Source organism: Luteolibacter rhizosphaerae (genome assembly GCF_025950095.1).
In the GTDB taxonomy this organism is placed as follows: domain Bacteria; phylum Verrucomicrobiota; class Verrucomicrobiia; order Verrucomicrobiales; family Akkermansiaceae; genus Haloferula; species Haloferula rhizosphaerae.
The window spans coordinates 484740-503061 of the sequence record NZ_JAPDDR010000004.1; the positions used below are offsets into that span (position 1 = coordinate 484740).

Below are 18322 nucleotides of genomic sequence, written 5' to 3' on the forward strand. Positions count from 1 at the left end.
TAATCTCCTCACCCGTTCCATGAAAGCTGCCCGATACTCCTGGATACTCCTCCTCGCCTTGGCCTCCGCCCGGGCGGAAGGGACGCCCCGCCCGGACGGGACGCCGGAGTCGGGAAAGAACAAACCCGCAGAGAAACAGGACGGCAAGTCGAAGGGCCCGCGTGGCGAGGGGAGGGAGGGGATGCGCCGGATGATGGAAATCTGGAAGAAGGCGGATACCGATGGGGATGGCTTCATCTCGCTCGCGGAATTTTCCGCGATGGAGCGCCCCAGCCGTCTGCCCGAGGAAAAGCGGGCGGAGATTTTCAAGCGGATCGACAAGAATTCCGACGGTCGGATCAGCATGGAGGAGATCCCGAAGAACGGTCCTCGCGGCATGCCTCATCTAGATCTCGAAAAGGCGGATGCCAACAAGGACAAGAAGATCGACTTCGAGGAGTTCAAGACCCTCGGCTTCGTCTCCCGGATGCCGGAGGACAAGCAGAAGACGATGTTCCAGCGGATGGATACCAACAACGACGGCTTCCTGACTCCCGAAGACCGGCCCAAGCGCGATGCCAGGGACGGACGCGAGGGGCGCGGCGGGCGTCGTCCAAACCTGCTGGACCTGGTGAAGGACCATGACAAGGACGGCAACGGCTCGCTCAGCTTCGAGGAGTTCCGCCAGATCCCTTGGATCTCGAAATCGGGTGAAGATGAGCAGGAAGACCGCTTTGAAGCCTTCGACAAGAACAAGGATCTCAAGATTGACGCAGCCGACGAGCCGCCGCCCGGGGAGAAACCCGGGAAAGGTGACAAGCCGGAGAAGCAGAAGCAGGGCAAGGAGAAGCCCGAAGCCTGAGGCGAAAGCCTTAGAAGTTCACTTCAAACCAGATGCCGGCGAAGAGCCGGTCGGTCTGCGGGCTGCTCTCCATCGGGATGGAAGTGCCTGCGAAGGGGGTCACCGCCACGCTGTCGTTGAAGGCGTAGGTGTAGCTCAGGCGGGCGTAGAGATCGTTCCAGCCATCGCTGCCGTAGTAATCGCTGGTGAAGCTGGTGCCCGCTTTCACAGCCACGAACGATGACTTGTTGATCGGCTTGGACCAGGAAGCTTCGAGGTTCCCATACCAACCACCATCGCCAGTGTCATAGGCGATGCCGGTGCCCAGATCCCAATCCTCGGTGAGGTGCCAGGTGAAGCTAGGATTCAGGTCGAAGCCGTCCTTGAAGAAAGAGTCCTGATAGTCGCGCCAAGTGGCGGCCAAGCCTGCGGTCCATTGCTTGGTATCGTAGCGAAGGTCGAGGAAGGCGGCGGCTTCCGAGAAATCCTCGTCGCCGGTGGCGGTGCCGTAGTTGCCGCCGAGGTTCAGCACCCATTCGTTGGAAAGGGCGATCTCCGCCTCGACCTGAACGTCGATCAGGTCGTCCGCCAGCTTGAAGCCGCGGTGGATGTATTCCGAGCGGTAGCCCGTAACGACCTCGATGCCGATCGGGGTCGTTTCCGATGGCGGATCCGCAAGGCAAGGGGTTGCGGCGAGGGCGAGAGCAGGGATGAGGCGGTTCACGGCGGCAAGCATGAGCCTGCCGCCGTGCGCCTGCAAGATCAGGGCGAAGTCTGGATGTCGGATTCGGCGAGGGTGGTGCGGAGCACTTCCTTGCGGAGGCTGCCACCCTTGCGCTCGCTCCACCAGAGCACCACCGGAGAGGCGATGAAGATAGAGGAGTAGGTGCCGATCACGAGACCGATCAGGATCATCACCGCGAAGTCCTTCAGGGCCGCGCCACCGAAGACCGCGATGATCGCCACGGTCACGATGGTCGTGAGCGAGGTCAGGATCGTGCGGGAGAGCGTGGCGTTGATAGCCTCGTTCATGAGCTCGCGGACTTCGCCTTCGCCGGTCTTCAGCGATTCACGGATACGGTCGAAGATAACGATGGTGTCGTTCACCGAGTAACCCGCGATCGTGAGAAGGGCACCGACGTGGATCAGCGAGAGCTCGCTGCCGAGCAGCACCACGATACCTGCGGAAAGCACCACGTCGTGAAGGAGGGCGACGAAGCCACCGAGGGCGAAGGAGAACTCGAAGCGGATGGTGATGTAAACCAAGATGCCGAATAGACCGAGCACGAGGGCGATCAGGGATTGCTTCAGGAAGTCTCCCCCGAGCGAGGCGGAGACACCTTGGACACTTTCGGTCACGGCCCACACTTCCTTGCCTTCCACGGTCTTCTTCTCGGCCAACACCGGGAAGGCACCGCGAAGGTGGCTGGAGATCTTTTCGGCATCACCTTCACCGCAGCGGATGGTGAGGAGCTCGCCCGTGATGGACTTCTCGAGCTGCACGGTCGGCAGCTTCGAGGTCTGCACCTGAGCGATGGACTTCTCGACGTCGTGCGGATCGAGGTGCTTGTCGTCAAGCTGATAGCGGAGCAAGGTGCCGCCGACGAAGTCGACGCCCAAGCTGCGCTCGCCACGGACAGCAACCGCTCCAATGCTGGCGGCGATCAGGATACCCGAGATGATGTAGGAGAGCTTCGTCTTCGAGAGGAAGTCCCAGCGGGTCTCCTTGATCAGGTCGAGGAAGGAAAGCTTCTTGAGGAGCTTCAGGTCGTTCGCCCAGCGGAACAGCACGCGGGTCACGAGGATCGCCGAGAACATCGAGGCGATCAGACCGATGGTGAGCGTGACCGCGAAGCCCTTGATGCTGCCGCTACCCATCCAGAAAAGGATCACGGCGGTGACGAGCGAGGTGATGTTCGAGTCGAAGATCGCGCTGAAGGCCTTTTCGTAGGCGGTGTTGATCGCCACCTTCAGGCTCTTGCCCGCGGCCATTTCCTCACGCAGGCGCTCGTAGATCAGCACGTTCGCATCCACCGCCATACCGATGGTGAGGATCATGCCCGCGATACCCGGTAGCGAGAAGGTGAAGCCGAACATCGCCATGCCGCCGAAGACCATCAGGCCGTTCACAGCCAGACCGAAGAGCGCGACCAGACCGGCGGTGCGGTAGTAGATGAGAACGAAGAGTGCCGTGATGCTGAGGCCCACGATACCGGACCACATGCCCTGCTTCACGACCGTGGCACCCAGGGTGGGGGAGATTTCGCTGTTCTCGATGATCCGGAGCGGGTTCTCCAGCGGGTTCTTCAGCGCGTTTGCGAGGCTGCGTGCCTCCTCCACGTTCTGCTGGCCGGTGATTTCGAACTGCTTGCCAAGCGGGACCGATTGAACGGTCGGGGAGGTGAGCACCTCACCGTCCAGCACCACGGCGATGCGGTCGCGGCCGGGCTGCATGTCCTTGGTCAGGTTGATCATCTTGTCCTCACCGGCGGATGTCAGGGTGATCGAGACGTTGATCTTGCCGGCCATCTGGTTCGGCCATGCTTCCTGCACGTCCTTGCCGGTCAGGGCGGAGCGGTTGCTGAGCAAGACATAGGAGGTGCGCTCCACTCCGTCTTCGCCCTTGTTGATTTCCTTGAAGGCGGTGTAGCCCGGGACGCGGGAAGCCTGCTGCTCCGGCGTGCCCAGGTTCATCTGGCGGTTGTAGATGCGCTCGGCGAGGGTGAGGCCCTCGGGTCCACCCGGTTGGCCGCCATCCAAGTTGACGCGCTTGAGTTCCAGCTTGGCCACCTTCTCAAGCGTGTCTCTCACGCCTTCGGCGTCTTCCGCGGCCACGCCGGGGATCTGGATCAAAATCTGGTCAGTGCCCTGCGTGACGATCTGGATTTCCGCGGTGCCGAGCGCATTGAGGCGCTTCTCGACGATGGCCTTGGCCTGTTCCACATCGTCGTGGGTGAGCGGGATCGGCTGTCCGGTGTTCTCGTCGATCTTCGGCTGGACCTGGAGGGTGTAGGAGAAACCGCCGATGAGATCGATACCGCCCTTCAAAGTCTCCTTCGGCGGATAGATCGCCAGCGTGCAGAGGCCGCAGAGGCCGATGATCAGCACGGTGCCGATGTTCCGCTTCCGGACTTCGAGGTCCGTGGCGAAGTACCAGAAAAAGAGGACCAGCAAGGCCAGCGCCGCGAGGAACAGCAGCATCGGGTCCTTCAGAAGGGAGGCCGCGAGAACGGTAGAAGGGAACATGACGGGAAATCTTGGGCGGGGTGAGGTGCGCGGAAGCCGCGCCTGCTTGGGTTACGCGGAGGCTGCGGACTGCTTCTTGATCACAGTGGCCACTGCGGGCTTGTCGAACTCGACCATGGTGCCTTCGGCAATCTTGAGGACGACGGTGCGCTCCTTCACGCTGTGGACGATCGCGTGGATGCCGGCGGTGGTGACGACTTCATCGCCTTTTTCCAGCGAGGAGATACGCTTTTCCAACTCCTTGCGCTGCCGCTGCTGCGGGCGAATGAGCAGGAAATAAAACATCACGACCATCAAAAGCAGCATGGGCATCGGCCCCTCGAGGAACGAGGGTTGACGCTGGGCGGCATCGCCCTGGGCGAGCATCAGGTGGAAAGGAAGCATCATTCGGATTTCGACTGGGTATAGCGGCGGATGAAGGACTCCTTGAATTCGAGGAACTTGCCTTCGCTGATGGCCTCCCGCGCATTGGCGACGAGGCGCAGGAAGAAATGCAGATTATGAAAGGAAAGCAACCGCAAAGCGAGGATTTCCCCGGCACGGAAAAGGTGCCGGATATAGGCTCTGGAGAAGCGTGCGACGTGCGGATGGGAGCTTTCGCAGAGGGGGCGCTCGTCCCGCTCGAAAATGAGGTTCTTGATATGGATCGGGCCATCAAGCGTGAAGGCCTGACCGTGACGGGCCACGCGGGTGGGCATCACGCAGTCGAACATATCCACCCCGCGGGCGATCATCTCGAGAATCTGAGGCGGGGTGCCGAGGCCCATGGCATAGCGGGGCTTGTCCTCCGGCAGGAACGGGACGCTGTGCTCCACGGCTCGCATCATCTCGACCTCCGGCTCGCCGACCGAGACGCCGCCGATCGCGTAGCCATCGAAGCCGAGATCGACGAGCTCGCGGGCGGAGCGCTCCCGCAGGTCGGCCCAGACCGAGCCCTGCACGATCCCGAAGTGGCGCTGGATACCGTCCCCGCTCCGTGGCTTGTTCGCTTCGGTCCAGTCCTTGCAACGCTTTGCCCAGCGGGTGGTTAGACCGAGCGATGTCTCCGCATACTTGCGCTCGCAAGGGTAGGGCGGGCACTCGTCGAAGAGCATCGCGATGTCCGATCCGAGCGCGGCCTGGATCTCCATGCTGAGCTCCGGCGTGAGCATCATGCGGCTACCGTCGAGGTGGTTCTGGAAGCGCACGCCCTCTTCGGTGATCTTGCGGAGCTTCGCCAGGGACCAGACCTGGAAGCCTCCGGAGTCCGTGAGCATCGGGCGATCCCAAGTGGCGAACTTGTGCAAGCCGCCGAGGTCCTTGATCAGCTCATGCCCGGGTCTCAGCCAGAGATGATAGGTATTCCCCAGGATGATCTGCGAGCCGAGCATCTCCAGCTCATCCGGATGCAGGGTCTTCACCGACCCTTGGGTGCCCACCGGCATGAAGATCGGCGTCTCGACGGTCCCGTGGGCCAAGGCCATGCGTCCGCGCCGGGCGGAGCAGGAAGGATCGCGCGCTAGAACTTCAAACATCGGGGCGCGCGGTTTAGGGGGAAAGACCTCGTTCCGCAAGCCAATCACTCAAGGGTTGGACCCGACGTACATGGAAAGGGCGCGAACTAGATTCCCCCCGGAGTCAAGGTTCGCGCCCTTTCTGGGTCAGCCCAGTGTTTCCGGCGGCGAATCTTTCGGATCGATCTCCCCCCAGAGGTCAAATCCATTGTAAGGGATACGCTGCACGGTCTGGCCTGTGCGCAGATGGTTGAGAGCCATCTGCACGGAGCAAGCCTGCCCAAAATATCAGGTTTTGGAAAGAATTAATTGAGCTTGAGCACCGCCATAAGGGGGTTGGATCGCTCAAAGTGCCGCATTTTCAGTTGTTTGGCGCAATCCAAGGGTGGGGAAATCAGGCCTTGATTGCCAGCGTCCGCGTGCCTTGTTAGGAACCGGGACATGAAATTGATCCGTTACGGCGAACCAGGACGAGAGGAACCCGGGATCATTCTCGACGATGGTCGCCGCCTGGACACGGGCGGGCAGTTCAATGACTACGACGAAGGCTTCTTTGCGCTCGGGGGATTGGAGGCCCTTCAAGCATGGGTAGAGGACGGTTGCCCGGATGCGGAAGAAATTCCGCCGGACGCTCGGCTCGGGCCTCCGGTCGATCGCCCTTCTAAGATCGTCTGCGTCGGCAAGAACTACCTCGAACATGCCAAGGAGTTTGGGGAAGGAATTCCGACCGAGCCAGTGCTTTTCATGAAGGCCTCCACTTGTTGGAGCGGTCCCTTCGATGACGTGATCAACCCGCAGGGCGCGACCAAGCTCGACTACGAGGTCGAGCTCGCTGTCGTCATCGGCAAGACGGCTACCAACGTAGCGGAGGAGCACTCTCTCGATCACGTGGCTGGCTATTCGGTCTTCTGCGACTACTCCGAGCGCGCTTGGCAAAAGGAACTGGGCGGGCAGTGGACGAAGGGCAAGAGCCATGACACCTTCGGTCCGATGGGGCCATGGCTGGTGCCCGCCTCCGCCGTGAAGGATCCGCAGGGCCTGCGCCTCTGGTGCAAGGTGAATAACGAGCTGCGCCAGAACGGCTGGACCGGCGACATGATGTTCGGCGTGCGCCACCTGATCTCCTACATCAGCCGCTTCATGACCCTGCTCCCGGGCGATGTGATCGCCACCGGCACCCCCTCCGGAGTGGGCATGGGGATGAAGCCGCCACGCTACCTGGCTCCCGGCGATTGCGTGGAGCTCGGAATCGAGGGAATTGGCGAGATGCGCCAACGGATTGTGGCTGCTTCCTGAAGTTTTCCGGCGGCTCGCTTCCCCTCACGACCGCAATCCGCACTTGCCGACTGCCGTCCCCGCGGATTACGCGGGGCGGGTCGCCCATCCCGAAACCAATCATCCGATGCCAATCGCACGCGCCCTGCTTTCCGTTTCCGACAAGTCCGGCCTGGCCGAGTTTGCCAAGCAGCTTCACGAGCAGGGGGTGGAACTCCTCTCGACCGGTGGCACCGCCAAGGCCCTGCGTGAAGCGGGTCTCCCGGTGATGGACGTTTCCGAATTCACCGGCGCTCCGGAACTTTTCGAAGGCCGGGTGAAGACGCTCCACCCGAAGGTCCACGGCGGCCTGCTGCATAAGCGCGATGACAAGGAGCACTTGGCCCAAGCCAAGGAGCACAACATCCCGCCGATCGATCTGGTGGTGGTGAATCTCTATCCCTTCGAGCAGACGGTCGCCCGTCCGGACGTGACGCTCGCGGATGCGATTGAGAACATCGATATCGGCGGCCCTTCCATGCTGCGCAGCGCGGCCAAGAACTACGCCAGCGTGACCGTGGTCACCGACCCGGCGGACTATGCGCGCGTGATCGAGGAGATGAAGGAGCACGGTGGCAACACGACCATCGGCTTCCGCGAGCAACTGGCCGTGAAGGTCTTCCTTCGCACCTCGCAGTATGATGCGGCGATCTCCAATTACCTCGGCCAGTGTGGCCAGGGCTCCCGCTCGAACTTCATCGTCAGCCTGCCACTGGAGATGGAACTCCGCTACGGTGACAACCCGCACCAGAAGTCCGCGCTCTATGGCGACTTCAAGAGCTGCTTCTCCCAACTGCAGGGTAAGGAGCTGAGCTACACCAACATTCTCGATATCGAAGCAGCCGCGGACCTGATCCTGGACTTCGTGCGCCCGACCATCGGTATCCTCAAGCACACCAACCCCTGTGGCGTCGGCCAAGATGACGACGATCTGCGCGTGGCTTGGCAAAAGGCCTTCGAGACCGACCGTCAGGCTCCCTTCGGTGGTGTGATCGTCTGCAACCGCCCGCTCACGGAAGGCGTGGCACGGATCATCTCCGAAATCTTCACTGACGTGATCATCGCTCCGGACTACGAACCGGAGGCCCGTGCGGTGCTTCAGAAAAAGAAGAACCTGCGGATCATGAAGATGAACGACGCCTATCTCGTGGCGAAGCGCGCTCCGGTGATCCGCTCCTGTCCGGGAGGCCTGATGGTCATGGATCGCGACCACACCGCGCTCGGTCTCGATAACCTTGAAGCCAAGGTGGTGACCAAGCGTCCGCCGACGGAGGAGGAAATGCGCGCCATGCGCTTTGCCTGGCGCGTGGTGAAGCACGTGAAGTCGAACGCCATCGTTTACGCCAAGTCCGACCGCACCCTCGGCATCGGAGCCGGCCAGATGAGCCGGGTCGATAGTTCGCGCATCGCGGTGTGGAAGGCGAAGGAAGCAGGGCTCGAGCTCAAAGGTTCGGTGATCGCTTCGGACGCCATGTTCCCCTTCGCGGATGGTCTTCAGGCCGCGATCGAAGCGGGTGCCACGGCTTGCATCCAGCCCGGCGGCTCGATGCGCGACGAGGAAGTCATCGCCGCCGCGGATGCCGCGGGTCTCGCGATGATCTTCACCGGTCACCGTCACTTCAGGCACTAGGATCCGCAGGCTGATCTCCCTGCTGCTAACTCCTCCGTCGCACCGGTCGGAGGAGAGATATACTTTCACTATCCATCTCACGTGATCACGGCATGTCCGTGGAGGTTGTGGGTGTTAGAGTGGGAGCGTGATCCTATTCGCCGCTTTCGCGATCGTGATCCTGATGGTGGCCACCAGCCTCGTCGGGGTTCTGGTCGGGCTGCGCCCGCGAAGATCAAAAGGTGAAGACGGAGAACTGTATGTGGCCAGGGATCTGAGGGATCTTGATCCTTTCGCCTACCGGGTCTTCCACGATCTTTATCTACCCCGGCCGGATGGGAGAGGGACGACCCAGGTCGACCACATCGTGGTGTCCCGTTTCGGCATCTTCGTGATCGAGACGAAGAACTATGCCGGTTGGATTTTCGGTGGTGCCCGTCAGAAGATGTGGACCCAATCGATCTTCGGCCGGAATACCCAGTTTCCGAACCCGCTGCACCAGAATCACCTGCACGTTCTGGCCTTGCAGGGTTTTCTGGGATTGCCGCTGCGAAACTTCCATTCGATCGTCTTTTTCTTGGATGGCGATTTCCGAACGGAGATGCCGGAGAATGTCTTGTGCAGCGACCTCTGCGGGTGGATCGGAGCGCGGCAGATGCCGCTGATGTCGGAGGAATTGCTCCGGGATACCGTGCGCAAAGTGGAGGAACTCGTGAGAGTGACCAACCGTGGCTCGGCCAAGGTTATCCATATGGAAGGGCTCAAGGCGATCCACTTGCCCGCGGAGCAGCCGATGGTCGTGCAACTGCACATCGCGGGAAATGGACAGGTGGTTCAGCCGCCGCCGCTTCCCCAGTCTCCTTGGGGACCTTCCCAGCAGAGAGGCGAGCTAGGGCTGGCTGTCGCGGAGCGTGCTCCGGTGTCGGCGGGATGATCCGATTCTCGGAGTTCCGGATTTTTTCAGTGCGACCGGCAGGGTGCGGCGTTATGGCAGCGCCATGCTTCTCGGGGTCAATATCGATCACGTCGCCACGCTGCGGCAGGCGCGCTACGCTCTGCTGCCGGATTCGCCGAATGCCGAGCCTTCGCCCTTGCAGGCAGCGCTCGATGCACAGGCGGGAGGGGCGGACTCCATCACGATCCACGTGCGGGCGGATCGCCGCCACATGCAGGACCGGGATGCCTTTGAAATCCGCCAAGGCTGTCCGCTGCCCCTAAACTTGGAAATGGGTGTGACAGCGGAGATGACGGAGCTTGCTCTCCAGTTGAAGCCGGAATTCGCCTGCTTGGTGCCGGAGACTCGCGAGGAGGTTACAACCGAGGGTGGTCTGGATGTTGCCGGCCGCTTGTCGGAGGTGAAGGCCTGCGTGGCCACGCTGCAGCAGAACGGTATTCGCGTGTCCCTCTTCATCGATCCGGACCTGCATCAGATCGAGGCTGCGGCGGCCACCGGGGCGGAGATGGTCGAGCTGCATACCGGTTGCTTTGCTAACGCGACAGGGGCGGCGCTTGAGTCCGAAATCGCCCGCCTGAAGGCGGGCGCGATCGCCGGTCAGGTGGCCGGGATCCAAGTAAACGCGGGGCACGGAATCAATTACCTGAACCTGCGTCTGCTGGATGCGGTCCCGCATCTCACCGAGCTGAACATCGGGCACAGCATCGTTTCGCGGGCCATGCGGGTGGGATTCACCCAGGCGGTGGCGGAAATGAAGGCGCTGATGGCCGTCTATCCGGAGTCCTAGATCTCCTCGGATTCGTAGATGGTCCGACCGGGGGCTGCTGCCAGCGCGCTTTCGAGCAGTCTCGCGGCTATTCGGGAGGCTTGGATCACCCGGTAGCGCCGCGGAACGAGCGGGCGGAGACCTTCGAGCAGGCTGACGGAGAATCTTTCCATCGGACGGGACTCGGAACGCAGTCCGCCGATCACGGAGGGCCGCAGGATGGTCAGGGAAGGGTAGCCGATAGCTTCAAGGTCGCGTTCGGTTTCTCCCTTGGTCCGGAGGTAGAAGCTGCTGGAGCTGGCTTTGGCCCCGATGGATGAAGTGAGGGCGTAGCTGCGTGCGCCCTGTTCCCGGCAGAACTTGGCGATGAGGAGGGGGAGTTCGTGGTCGACTTCGCGGAAGGCCGCCTGCGAGCCTGCTTTCCGGATCGTGGTGCCGAGCGCACAGATCACGGCATCCGCGCGCCACCAAGACTCGCCTCCGGTGAGGTGCTTCATTTCCGTCACGGGATTCTCAAAATGGGGGTGGGGGGCTAGGGCTCGACGGGTCGGAGCGATCACCCGGGACACCCGCGGATCCGCTAGGGCAAGCTTAAGAACTTCACTTCCGACAAGCCCTGTCGCTCCAGCTAGAAGGATAATCGCCATTGTGAATAATTCCGTGTTTTTTACTGCTAATATCTAAAAATCAAATGAATGAATATGTGAACAACTTGCGAACAAGTTCGATTCAATCAATCGATTCAATCGATCGATTGCGTCGTTTGAAGAGAAGCGTCTGACGGTAGCCTGCGGAGCGGGCCCAAGCAATGGCTTGGGGGAAATCGCGGGCGACTTCGGTGGGAGCGTGGGAGTCGGAGGAGATGACGAGAGGCACCCCTGCCTGATGCGCCAGTTTCAGGAAGCGGGGGTGGGGGTAGGCTTCGGCGCAGGGCTTGTGCCAGCCGGCTGTGTTCAGTTCGATGGCGCAGCCGGACGCGGCGATGGCGGCGATGGCGGGTTCGTAGAAGCGGTCGAGATCCCCGGCGGGCCGGTGGGAGAACTTCTTCACGAGGTCCGGATGGCCGAGGATGTCGAAGAGGCGGCTGCGGGCCATGTCGGCATAGGCCTCCCAGTAGAGGGTCCAGACTTGGTCGACATCGGACTCCGCCCAGCGGCCGAGCCATTTGGGATTATCGAAGTCCCAGGTGCCGAGGTAGTGGACCGAGCCGATCAGGTAGTCCCAAGGGTAGCGCCCGGAGAGTTCCTCGATCCAGGATTCGCAGCCGGGGAGCCAGTCACACTCCATGCCGGCGCGGATCGGAAGGGTGCCGGCGGCGGCGCGAGCGCGGTCGATCCACTCGAAATACTCCGGGAGCTCGGATTCGAGCATCCGCCAGTCATCGAAGGGCTCGGGGCGGGCCGGAGCGTGGTCGGAGATGCCGTACTCCGTGAGGCCCGCAGCGATGGCGGCGGCGACGTATTCTTCCGGGTTGCCGGTGGCGTGGCGGCAGAGCGGGGTGTGGGTGTGGTAGTCAGCAGGCACAACCGGGCGGGGTTTCGGGTTGCTTGATTTTCGTTAGGGATACTAGAGTGCGGGACACGCGCAAGCACCGCCGGGATTTCCGATGTCGACCAGCCCTTTTCCAGGTACCAATCCGTTCACCGAGTATCAGATCCAGAAGCTGCGGGCTCATCCGAAGCGTGTCGTTTTCACCGAGGGTGAAGACCTGCGGGTGCTGAGGGCGGCGCAGCGGCTGGTGGATGCGGAGGCGGCCGTGCCGGTCCTGCTCGGGAACCGCGATGCAATCCGCGGGCTGGCTGCCGAGAACGGCGTGAGCCTGAAATTCGTGAACGTGATCGAGCCGGCGAAGTCCTCGGATTTCGGGCTCTTCTGCCAACGCTTCGCCAAGGTGGAGCGCTACCGCAAGCTGAGCGCGGCGGACCCGGCGGACGTGGTCTCGCGCCCGCATTACTTCGGTGCGATGATGGTCCAGTATGGTCAGGCGGACGCCTTGGTGGGCGGCAACCAGACCCTGCCGGCATCGCTCTTCCGCGCCCTGCTTCACACCATCCAACCCCTTCCGACGGTGCCGAAGATGTTCGGCATGATGGTGCTGGTCGCCCCGCACCTGCAGCACTTCGGTGAGAACGGTATCCTTTTCCTGGCGGATTGCGGCCTGATCCCGCAGCCGAGCGTCGAGCAGCTCGCTGCCATCACGCTGGAAACGGGTAAGCTGGCGAAGCACTTCCTAGGCCGCGAGCCGCGGATCGCGCTGCTGAGTCACTCGACCAAGGGGTCCGCCGGAACCGAGGAGGCCCGCAAGATGGCGGCCGCCACCGCGCTGGCGGTGGAGAAGGCGAAAGAGGCCTATCTGGATTTCTCGATCATCGGTGAAGTGCAGGCGGACGTGGCGCTGGATCCGGCCGCGGCGGAGATCAAACTGCCGAACGCCGAGAAGCGGGAGGCCGCGGACGTGCTGGTCTTCCCGAACCTCGATGCCGCACACATTTCCCTGAAGCTGCTCCAGCACTGCGCCGGGGCAATCAACTACGGCCAGATCCTGGCCGGGCTGGCGCGGCCCTGCGCGCAGGTCCCGCGGACCGCGAGCGAGGAAACCATCTTCGGCACGGCGGCAGCGGTGGCCGTGGAGGCGATCAAGTATCACCAGCTCTACCCCGATGGCGAGGTGGAGGGGGCGACGCTCTGATCCCGGACGGATTTGCCATGAGCCGTTTCCCTGCGAAATCGGCCTGCCGGGACCGGATGGCGAAATTGCCATGAGCGGGGTTCACCTCATCCCTGCATCGAAGGAATCGTGCGGGATGCCCGGTGGCATGAAACGCGCTTGAACCCGCCCCCGCTGCCCATCATGTTCCCGCCCCCCGGCCCGGGGGGCCTTTCCGCTTCAATGTCCTCTTTTATCCAGATCCCCGAAGACGCACCCTTTTCCGCCGAACAGCGCGTTTGGCTCGGACAATTCCTTTCCAATCTTCTGGCTGGCGCCGCCACCTCCGCTGCTGCGGCTCCGGCAGGCCCGGCGGTCCCGGTGACCATCATCTGGGGTTCCCAGACCGGAAATTCGGAAGGTCTGGCCAAGAAACTGGTGAAGACGCTGAAGAAGGGGAACTTCGAGCCGGAAGTCTTCGACATGGGCGCCTACGACCGCGCCCGCCTGCCGCAGGAGAAGCACCTGCTGGTGATCACTTCCACCTACGGCGACGGCGAACCGCCGGACAATGCGGCGGAACTCTACAACTGGATCCTCAGCGATGCGGCGCCGCGCTTGGAAGGCGTGCAGTTCTCGGTGCTGGCGCTGGGCGACACCAACTACCCGGACTTCTGCAAGTGCGGGATCGATTTCGACACCCGCCTCGAACAGCTCGGCGCGAGCCGGATCTTCCAGCGCGTCGATAGCGACGTTGATTACGACGGTCCCTTCAAGCAGTGGTCGGAAGGTATCTTCTCGGTGCTGGCTCCGGCCGGTGCGCCGTCCTCGAACGGGGCGGCTGCGGTCGAGCAAGTGGAGACCGGCTTCTCGAAGAAGAACCCGTTCCCCTCGGCGATCGTTACCAACTACAATCTGAACGGGGAAGGAGAGAAGCAGACGCATCACATCGCGCTCTCGCTCGATGGCTCCGGGCTGGAATACGAAGTGGGCGATGCACTCGGTGTCTTTCCAGAGAATCCGGCGAGCGTGGTGGACGAGATCCTGGCGGCGCTGCCCTTCAACACGAAGACCAGCGTGCCGCTGCCGGACGGTGGCGAGGCCGACCTGCGCGAGGCCCTGATCCGCAACTACGACATCGGCAACCTGAACAAGTCTCTGATCCAGAAGTGGCAGGCCAAGAGCGGCTCGCCCTTCCTGCGCTCCCTGGTGCAGGCGGATGACAAGAAGTCCTGGGATGACTTCTGCTGGGGTCGCGACCTGATCGACCTGGTGGTGGATCACCCTGCCGACTTCACCGATGCGGAAGACTTCGTGGGCGTGCTGAAGAAGCTCCAACCGCGTCTCTACTCGATCGCCTCGAGCCCGAAGGCTCATCCGGGCGAGGTGCATCTCTGCGTCGGGATCGTCCGCTACAACACCTACGGCCGCAAGCGCGGCGGGATTTGTTCGACCTTCCTTTCCGATCGCGCGGAAGGCCTGAAGCCGGGCGTGTTTGTGCACGTGAACAAGGCTTTCCGCCTGCCGGAGAATGGCGACACGCCGGTGATCATGGTCGGCCCGGGCACCGGGATCGCGCCCTTCCGCGCCTTCCTCGAGGAACGTAAGATCAGCGGGGCCAAGGGCGGCAACTGGCTCTTCTTCGGCAATCCCTACAGCGCGACCGACTATCTCTACGGTGAAGAGCTGGCCGCCTTCCAGAAGGAGGGCTACCTGCAGCGCCTCGACCTCGCCTGGTCCCGCGACCAGAAGGAGAAGGTGTATGTGCAGAACCTGATGATCCAGCAGGGCGCAGAGCTCTGGAAGTGGTTCCAGGATGGCGCGGCCTTCTACGTCTGCGGCGATGCCTCGCGCATGGCGAAGGATGTGGATGCGGCGCTGCACACGATCGCGGAGGAGCACGGCGGCCTGTCGAAGGACGATGCCGCGGCCTTCGTGAACCAACTCAAGAAGGACAAGCGCTACCTGCGCGACGTTTACTGACGCTTGAAGGTTGAAGCAGGGCTGCGAATCCGCTTGCCGGAGACCCCGCACTCTGTTTCATTCCCGCCCGTTCCGCAAGGAGACGCCGCTGTAGCTCAGGGGTAGAGCAGCTCATTCGTAATGAGCAGGTCGTCGGTTCAAATCCGACCAGCGGCTCCAGCTTAGTGCTGATCTTTAATCCCTTGCGATTGTGATCCCGAAATGTTCCGGGCAGAACATTCGGATACGCTTTCGCGTCATCTTCCGTCATGGCCTCCCAATAGTGGTCCCTGATCACGTTCGGGGCTGTTGTCCATCTCCAGCGACACCGCGGCGATGTTCTTGATTTCCGCGACCCGCACGCTCCCGAAGAGGTGGCGCAGGCAATTCGGTGGCCAGCCTTCTTCCCGATGGAAGAGATCGTCCATCAGCTTGCCCAAGCGGGCCGTCTCTTCGGTGTATGGCGGCTCCGGAAGGCGAATGGCGCTGGCTGTGCATCACCTTCACATCCTCGATCCTCATGGCGTCCTTCGTGACCGTGATCGTGAAGAGCCCGATCGAGACGATGAAGGTGACGGTGGGCCGCGCCGGCGTGGCGATCATGCTCGGCACGCTCGGCACCCGAGAGCTGGTGATCCGCTGGGGCATCGACGCCTTCCACGGTGATGCGATCCGGCTCGCAGGCTGGGCCGCGGGAATGACCGCCATCGGCATGACGGTGGGTTATCCGCTGCTGCTGCTGCTCAACACGAAGGGGAAGGACCTCGCCCGCTTCGTCATGGCGAAAATCCAGACGAAGGTGGAGTGAACTATTCGGGATTTCCGAAGGGGTGGCGCGGGAGATGGAAAAGAAATGACCCCGGAACCGGCAAGCCGGGCGGGGTCTGTGTGGAGGGGAGGAGTATCGCCGATTCGGTTTGGCGACCGCCTGACCGGTAATGCCGGTCGAGGATCGCGCAAGGCGATTTTGTGGCGCGGGAGATGGAGAGAAGGTGATGGCCGATTTTGTCGGTGAGCGCCTAAGGCAGGGGACTACTGCAGGAACATTTCGGGGGTCTTCGGAGGAAATCGATCATTTCGGAATCGTGGAACTCGACGTCTTCAAGGCGGAAACCGATAGGGTAACATCGGCCTTCGGATAAAGCTGCAACGGATGTTGCGAAGACGGTTTGCCCTTTGGTGGCGCAGGCAAATAGGCTAACATAATTGCCTCTAAAGTCCTTAACTGTAATGTTTAATGAAATCATGATGTGGATTCTCTCAGATCTCCACATAGCCCTCAGCCTCTTTAACCGTTGCGATGGCGGGAAGCTACTCAGCTCTAGCACCCCTTCAAGGGATGAACATCACCCGAATTCTTAAAGGGTTTCAGAAACGCGAACAGCCGCTCGGGGGAGCGGCTGTCCGGCGCTGATCAACAGCGCTACCCGGGGGTGAAGCTAGGGTTACTTCGCGGGCATCGCGACGCCATCGATCCAATGGATCACGCCATTGCTTGCCGTCACATCCGTCTTGATGACTTTCTGGCCGCCATAGGTGACAACGCCATCTTTCACGACGACCTTTGCCGATTCGCCGGCGGCGGTGCTGGCATCCATCGTTTTCACGTCAGCAGCCATGACCTTCCCTGGCACAACGTGGAACTTCAGGATCTTTTGCAGCTTGGCCTTGTTCTCAGGCTTCATGAGATCATCCACAGTGCCTTCTGGCAGCTTGTCGAAGGCCTCATTCGTGGGCGCGAAGACGGTGAACGGGCCTTCGCCCGAAAGGGTATCCACGAGGTCGGCGGCCTTCACGGCTGCGACCAACGTCGTGAAGTTGTTCATCCCCGATGCGGTCTCGACGATGTTCATTTTCGTACCGGCAGTTTCCTTTTTGTCCATTTCTGGTCCCTTCCTGCCTTGATTCTGGGCGAGAAGCGGAGTGGCACTTGAGAAGGCGAGAGCCGATACGGCGAGGGTGGTAAGAAGGTTCTTCATGGATTTACAAGTATTGGTTTAGTCACCCGAATCGGGCGACTCTCCAACCTATGAGAGCAGAGATGCGGTGCAAAAAACCCATGAAGCTAAATCGGTATAGAGGCATGCGGGATGAGTGCGAAGACCGCCCAAGGGTTGAAACCAAGTCAGAATCTGACGTTCCACAACGCGCTCTCTGCGCAATTTTAGGGAGCCATGAATGATTCAAAAACGTATGCTCCCCTAGGCATGCTTCGCGATGCCATTCGTGATCACAAGGTGATCAGCTTCTCCGCTGGATCGTGATAGGCCGGATCTCGTCCGGCCCTCTGGCGGGGAATGGAGAGAATTCCGCTACTATGACCTTCGTGGTTTACAAATCGAGCGAGAGGTATTCGAACCGCATCATCTTCCGTATGCCGTCCGTACGCACCTATTGGACGAGCTGGGGGCCATCCGGTGAGTTGAGGCCGATGGCCTTGCTGCCGTGTTTCGCCATTTCGATCCGTTCGATGCGGATAATCTCTTTGGCGGACATGGATCCTGAGAGGGTTCGAATGATGGACCACTGGAACTTGTGAGCGTCCAAGCCGATGAGGAGCTTGTTCCCGCCGTGGCCGGTGAGAGCGTAGTTGCTCCAGCGTCCCCAAATGCCATCGATGCCATAAGCGGCGCCGATATAGATTTTTCCACTGTCGTGATCGACGATCCGGTAGATGCCGGCGCTCGCGGAGAGGGCGGTCTTCCAGTCCCGGTGTAGTCTGGGATTGGAGATGATGGTCTTGAGCTGGCTCCAGTTCAGAAGGATGTCTTGGTAGCCGGGGAAGGGGATTTCTTCGCCGGGAGGTAGCAGTTCATGGACGGCGAGGTCTTTGGTCTGGAACCAGCCACGGGTGCTGACCCATTGGACGATGAGGCGATTGCGGAAGCCTCGGAACTCCGGCAGTTCGTTGAGGTCATACCAAATGCGCGGTTTGCCGTCGGCATGGGCTCGGACGAGATAGTCCGGCATGCCATCGAAGTCCGTTGCTTGGAAAGGGCGTGAGCCGACAACTTCATAGGCCCCGTGGAAGACCGCTTGATTGCCCTCTATCCCGATGAAGGACAGAATCACCTCACACTTGTGGAAAGGTTTGGTGTCGGGAGCTTGTTCCGCTTGGTAGATCTCGAAGACACCGTCGGCGATGATTTGCCGGATCGAGCGTCCCAGATGGCTGCTATGACGGACGAGCTTGATTTGATCGGGCTGTGTCCGAAGACCGGCGGCGACGAGGAGTTGTTTTACCGAGAGCATCGTGGTGGGATCCTTTGACAGGTGAGGGTAGCATCTCCGGACGCCAAGGGTTGGTTCAAGACCCCACTGTGAGTTGCTGCCTCCTCGTGCCCCTCCAGGGCACCAAGGATTTAAGGACGTCGACCCAGGGTTGATCTTACTTTGAAAGCGCGGACACGGTTTCGGGGGTTAGCTGTGGTTGAGGGATTGTTCGTATTCCACGGGCGATTGATAGCCCAGCGAGCTGTGGAGGCGCACCGGGTTGTAAAAGGTTTCGAT

17 protein-coding genes and 1 tRNA gene are annotated in these 18322 nt (G+C 61.4%); 9 read left to right on the forward strand and 9 right to left on the reverse strand.

The window, feature by feature from the left end:
* Positions 1-19: 19 nt before the first annotated feature.
* Entirely contained in the window at positions 20-841 is an 822-nt protein-coding gene (locus tag OJ996_RS10320; RefSeq protein WP_264513475.1) for an EF-hand domain-containing protein, read from the forward strand.
* Positions 842-851: 10 nt separating this feature from the next.
* On the opposite strand, the gene OJ996_RS10325 is transcribed toward OJ996_RS10320, so the two are convergent.
* From OJ996_RS10325 to tgt, 4 genes are read right to left on the reverse strand one after another with little or no spacing between them, the layout of a single operon-like run.
* Positions 852-1544 (reverse strand): autotransporter outer membrane beta-barrel domain-containing protein, encoded by a 693-nt coding sequence (locus OJ996_RS10325; RefSeq protein ID WP_264513476.1) that lies wholly within the window; start codon positions 1542-1544, stop codon positions 852-854.
* 38 nt (positions 1545-1582) lie between these two features.
* The gene (gene secD / locus OJ996_RS10330; protein WP_264513477.1) at positions 1583-4066 is read right to left on the reverse strand and encodes a protein translocase subunit SecD; all 2484 of its coding nucleotides are present in this window, start codon (positions 4064-4066) and stop codon (positions 1583-1585) included.
* A gap of 51 nt (positions 4067-4117) precedes the next feature.
* Entirely contained in the window at positions 4118-4450 is a 333-nt protein-coding gene (gene yajC, locus OJ996_RS10335) for a preprotein translocase subunit YajC (protein ID WP_264513478.1), read from the reverse strand.
* On the reverse strand, positions 4450-5580 hold the full coding sequence (gene tgt, locus OJ996_RS10340; protein WP_264513479.1) for a tRNA guanosine(34) transglycosylase Tgt: 1131 nt from the start codon (positions 5578-5580) through the stop codon (positions 4450-4452). Before tgt ends, yajC begins: the two co-directional genes overlap by 1 nt.
* A gap of 420 nt (positions 5581-6000) precedes the next feature.
* Between tgt and OJ996_RS10345 the strand changes: the two genes are divergently transcribed.
* The 4 genes from OJ996_RS10345 (at position 6001) to OJ996_RS10360 (ending at position 10224) form a co-directional block, all read left to right on the forward strand.
* Positions 6001-6855 carry a fumarylacetoacetate hydrolase family protein gene (locus tag OJ996_RS10345; RefSeq protein ID WP_264513480.1) on the forward strand — a complete coding sequence of 285 codons (855 nt, stop codon included), beginning with the start codon at positions 6001-6003 and terminating at the stop codon, positions 6853-6855.
* Positions 6856-6961: 106 nt separating this feature from the next.
* Positions 6962-8503, forward strand: a complete 1542-nt coding sequence (purH, locus tag OJ996_RS10350) for a bifunctional phosphoribosylaminoimidazolecarboxamide formyltransferase/IMP cyclohydrolase (protein WP_264513481.1) — start codon at positions 6962-6964, stop codon at positions 8501-8503.
* Positions 8504-8630: 127 nt separating this feature from the next.
* Positions 8631-9416 (forward strand): nuclease-related domain-containing protein, encoded by a 786-nt coding sequence (locus OJ996_RS10355; RefSeq protein WP_264513482.1) that lies wholly within the window; start codon positions 8631-8633, stop codon positions 9414-9416.
* Positions 9417-9480: 64 nt separating this feature from the next.
* Positions 9481-10224, forward strand: a complete 744-nt coding sequence (locus OJ996_RS10360) for a pyridoxine 5'-phosphate synthase (protein ID WP_264513483.1) — start codon at positions 9481-9483, stop codon at positions 10222-10224.
* Here OJ996_RS10360 and OJ996_RS10365 read toward each other — a convergent pair.
* Complete coding sequence (locus tag OJ996_RS10365) at positions 10221-10700, reverse strand: Rossmann-fold NAD(P)-binding domain-containing protein (RefSeq protein WP_264513484.1); 480 nt, start codon at positions 10698-10700, stop codon at positions 10221-10223. The genes OJ996_RS10360 and OJ996_RS10365 overlap by 4 nt on opposite strands.
* 232 nt (positions 10701-10932) lie before the next feature.
* A complete protein-coding gene (locus tag OJ996_RS10370; protein ID WP_264513485.1) occupies positions 10933-11727 on the reverse strand; it encodes a histidinol-phosphatase HisJ family protein in 795 nt (264 codons plus the stop codon).
* 82 nt (positions 11728-11809) lie between these two features.
* Between OJ996_RS10370 and OJ996_RS10375 the strand changes: the two genes are divergently transcribed.
* The 3 genes from OJ996_RS10375 (at position 11810) to OJ996_RS10385 (ending at position 14992) form a co-directional block, all read left to right on the forward strand.
* Complete coding sequence (locus tag OJ996_RS10375; RefSeq protein ID WP_264513486.1) at positions 11810-12892, forward strand: phosphate acyltransferase; 1083 nt, start codon at positions 11810-11812, stop codon at positions 12890-12892.
* Between the two features lie 201 nt (positions 12893-13093).
* Positions 13094-14833, forward strand: coding sequence for a diflavin oxidoreductase (locus OJ996_RS10380; RefSeq protein ID WP_264513487.1), 1740 nt, complete (start codon positions 13094-13096; stop codon positions 14831-14833).
* Between the two features lie 84 nt (positions 14834-14917).
* A tRNA-Thr gene (locus OJ996_RS10385) sits at positions 14918-14992 on the forward strand.
* Between the two features lie 77 nt (positions 14993-15069).
* Here the strand turns inward: OJ996_RS10385 and OJ996_RS10390 are convergent.
* Positions 15070-15240, reverse strand: coding sequence for a hypothetical protein (locus tag OJ996_RS10390; RefSeq protein WP_264513488.1), 171 nt, complete (start codon positions 15238-15240; stop codon positions 15070-15072).
* A 32-nt stretch (positions 15241-15272) separates the two neighbouring features.
* On the opposite strand from OJ996_RS10390, the gene OJ996_RS10395 reads away from it, so the two are divergent.
* On the forward strand, positions 15273-15620 hold the full coding sequence (locus OJ996_RS10395) for a hypothetical protein (RefSeq protein WP_264513489.1): 348 nt from the start codon (positions 15273-15275) through the stop codon (positions 15618-15620).
* A 637-nt stretch (positions 15621-16257) separates the two neighbouring features.
* Here the strand turns inward: OJ996_RS10395 and OJ996_RS10400 are convergent.
* Complete coding sequence (locus OJ996_RS10400) at positions 16258-16791, reverse strand: fasciclin domain-containing protein (RefSeq protein ID WP_264513490.1); 534 nt, start codon at positions 16789-16791, stop codon at positions 16258-16260.
* Between the two features lie 412 nt (positions 16792-17203).
* Positions 17204-18064, reverse strand: a complete 861-nt coding sequence (locus tag OJ996_RS10405; protein WP_264513491.1) for a GIY-YIG nuclease family protein — start codon at positions 18062-18064, stop codon at positions 17204-17206.
* Between the last annotated feature and the right edge of the window lie 258 nt (positions 18065-18322).

Coding starts and splice junctions, on each gene's coding strand:
- OJ996_RS10320 (WP_264513475.1), top strand. CDS start 20: ATGAAAGCTGCCCGATACTCCTGGATACTCCTCCTCGCCTTGGCCTCC.
- OJ996_RS10380 (WP_264513487.1), top strand. CDS start 13,094: ATGTCCTCTTTTATCCAGATCCCCGAAGACGCACCCTTTTCCGCCGAA.
- OJ996_RS10375 (WP_264513486.1), top strand. CDS start 11,810: ATGTCGACCAGCCCTTTTCCAGGTACCAATCCGTTCACCGAGTATCAG.
- OJ996_RS10360 (WP_264513483.1), top strand. CDS start 9,481: ATGCTTCTCGGGGTCAATATCGATCACGTCGCCACGCTGCGGCAGGCG.
- OJ996_RS10395 (WP_264513489.1), top strand. CDS start 15,273: ATGGCGGCTCCGGAAGGCGAATGGCGCTGGCTGTGCATCACCTTCACA.
- OJ996_RS10365 (WP_264513484.1), bottom strand. CDS start 10,700: ATGAAGCACCTCACCGGAGGCGAGTCTTGGTGGCGCGCGGATGCCGTG.
- tgt (WP_264513479.1), bottom strand. CDS start 5,580: ATGTTTGAAGTTCTAGCGCGCGATCCTTCCTGCTCCGCCCGGCGCGGA.
- purH (WP_264513481.1), top strand. CDS start 6,962: ATGCCAATCGCACGCGCCCTGCTTTCCGTTTCCGACAAGTCCGGCCTG.
- OJ996_RS10405 (WP_264513491.1), bottom strand. CDS start 18,064: ATGCTCTCGGTAAAACAACTCCTCGTCGCCGCCGGTCTTCGGACACAG.
- OJ996_RS10345 (WP_264513480.1), top strand. CDS start 6,001: ATGAAATTGATCCGTTACGGCGAACCAGGACGAGAGGAACCCGGGATC.
- OJ996_RS10400 (WP_264513490.1), bottom strand. CDS start 16,791: ATGAAGAACCTTCTTACCACCCTCGCCGTATCGGCTCTCGCCTTCTCA.
- OJ996_RS10390 (WP_264513488.1), bottom strand. CDS start 15,240: ATGGACGATCTCTTCCATCGGGAAGAAGGCTGGCCACCGAATTGCCTG.
- yajC (WP_264513478.1), bottom strand. CDS start 4,450: ATGCTTCCTTTCCACCTGATGCTCGCCCAGGGCGATGCCGCCCAGCGT.
- secD (WP_264513477.1), bottom strand. CDS start 4,066: ATGTTCCCTTCTACCGTTCTCGCGGCCTCCCTTCTGAAGGACCCGATG.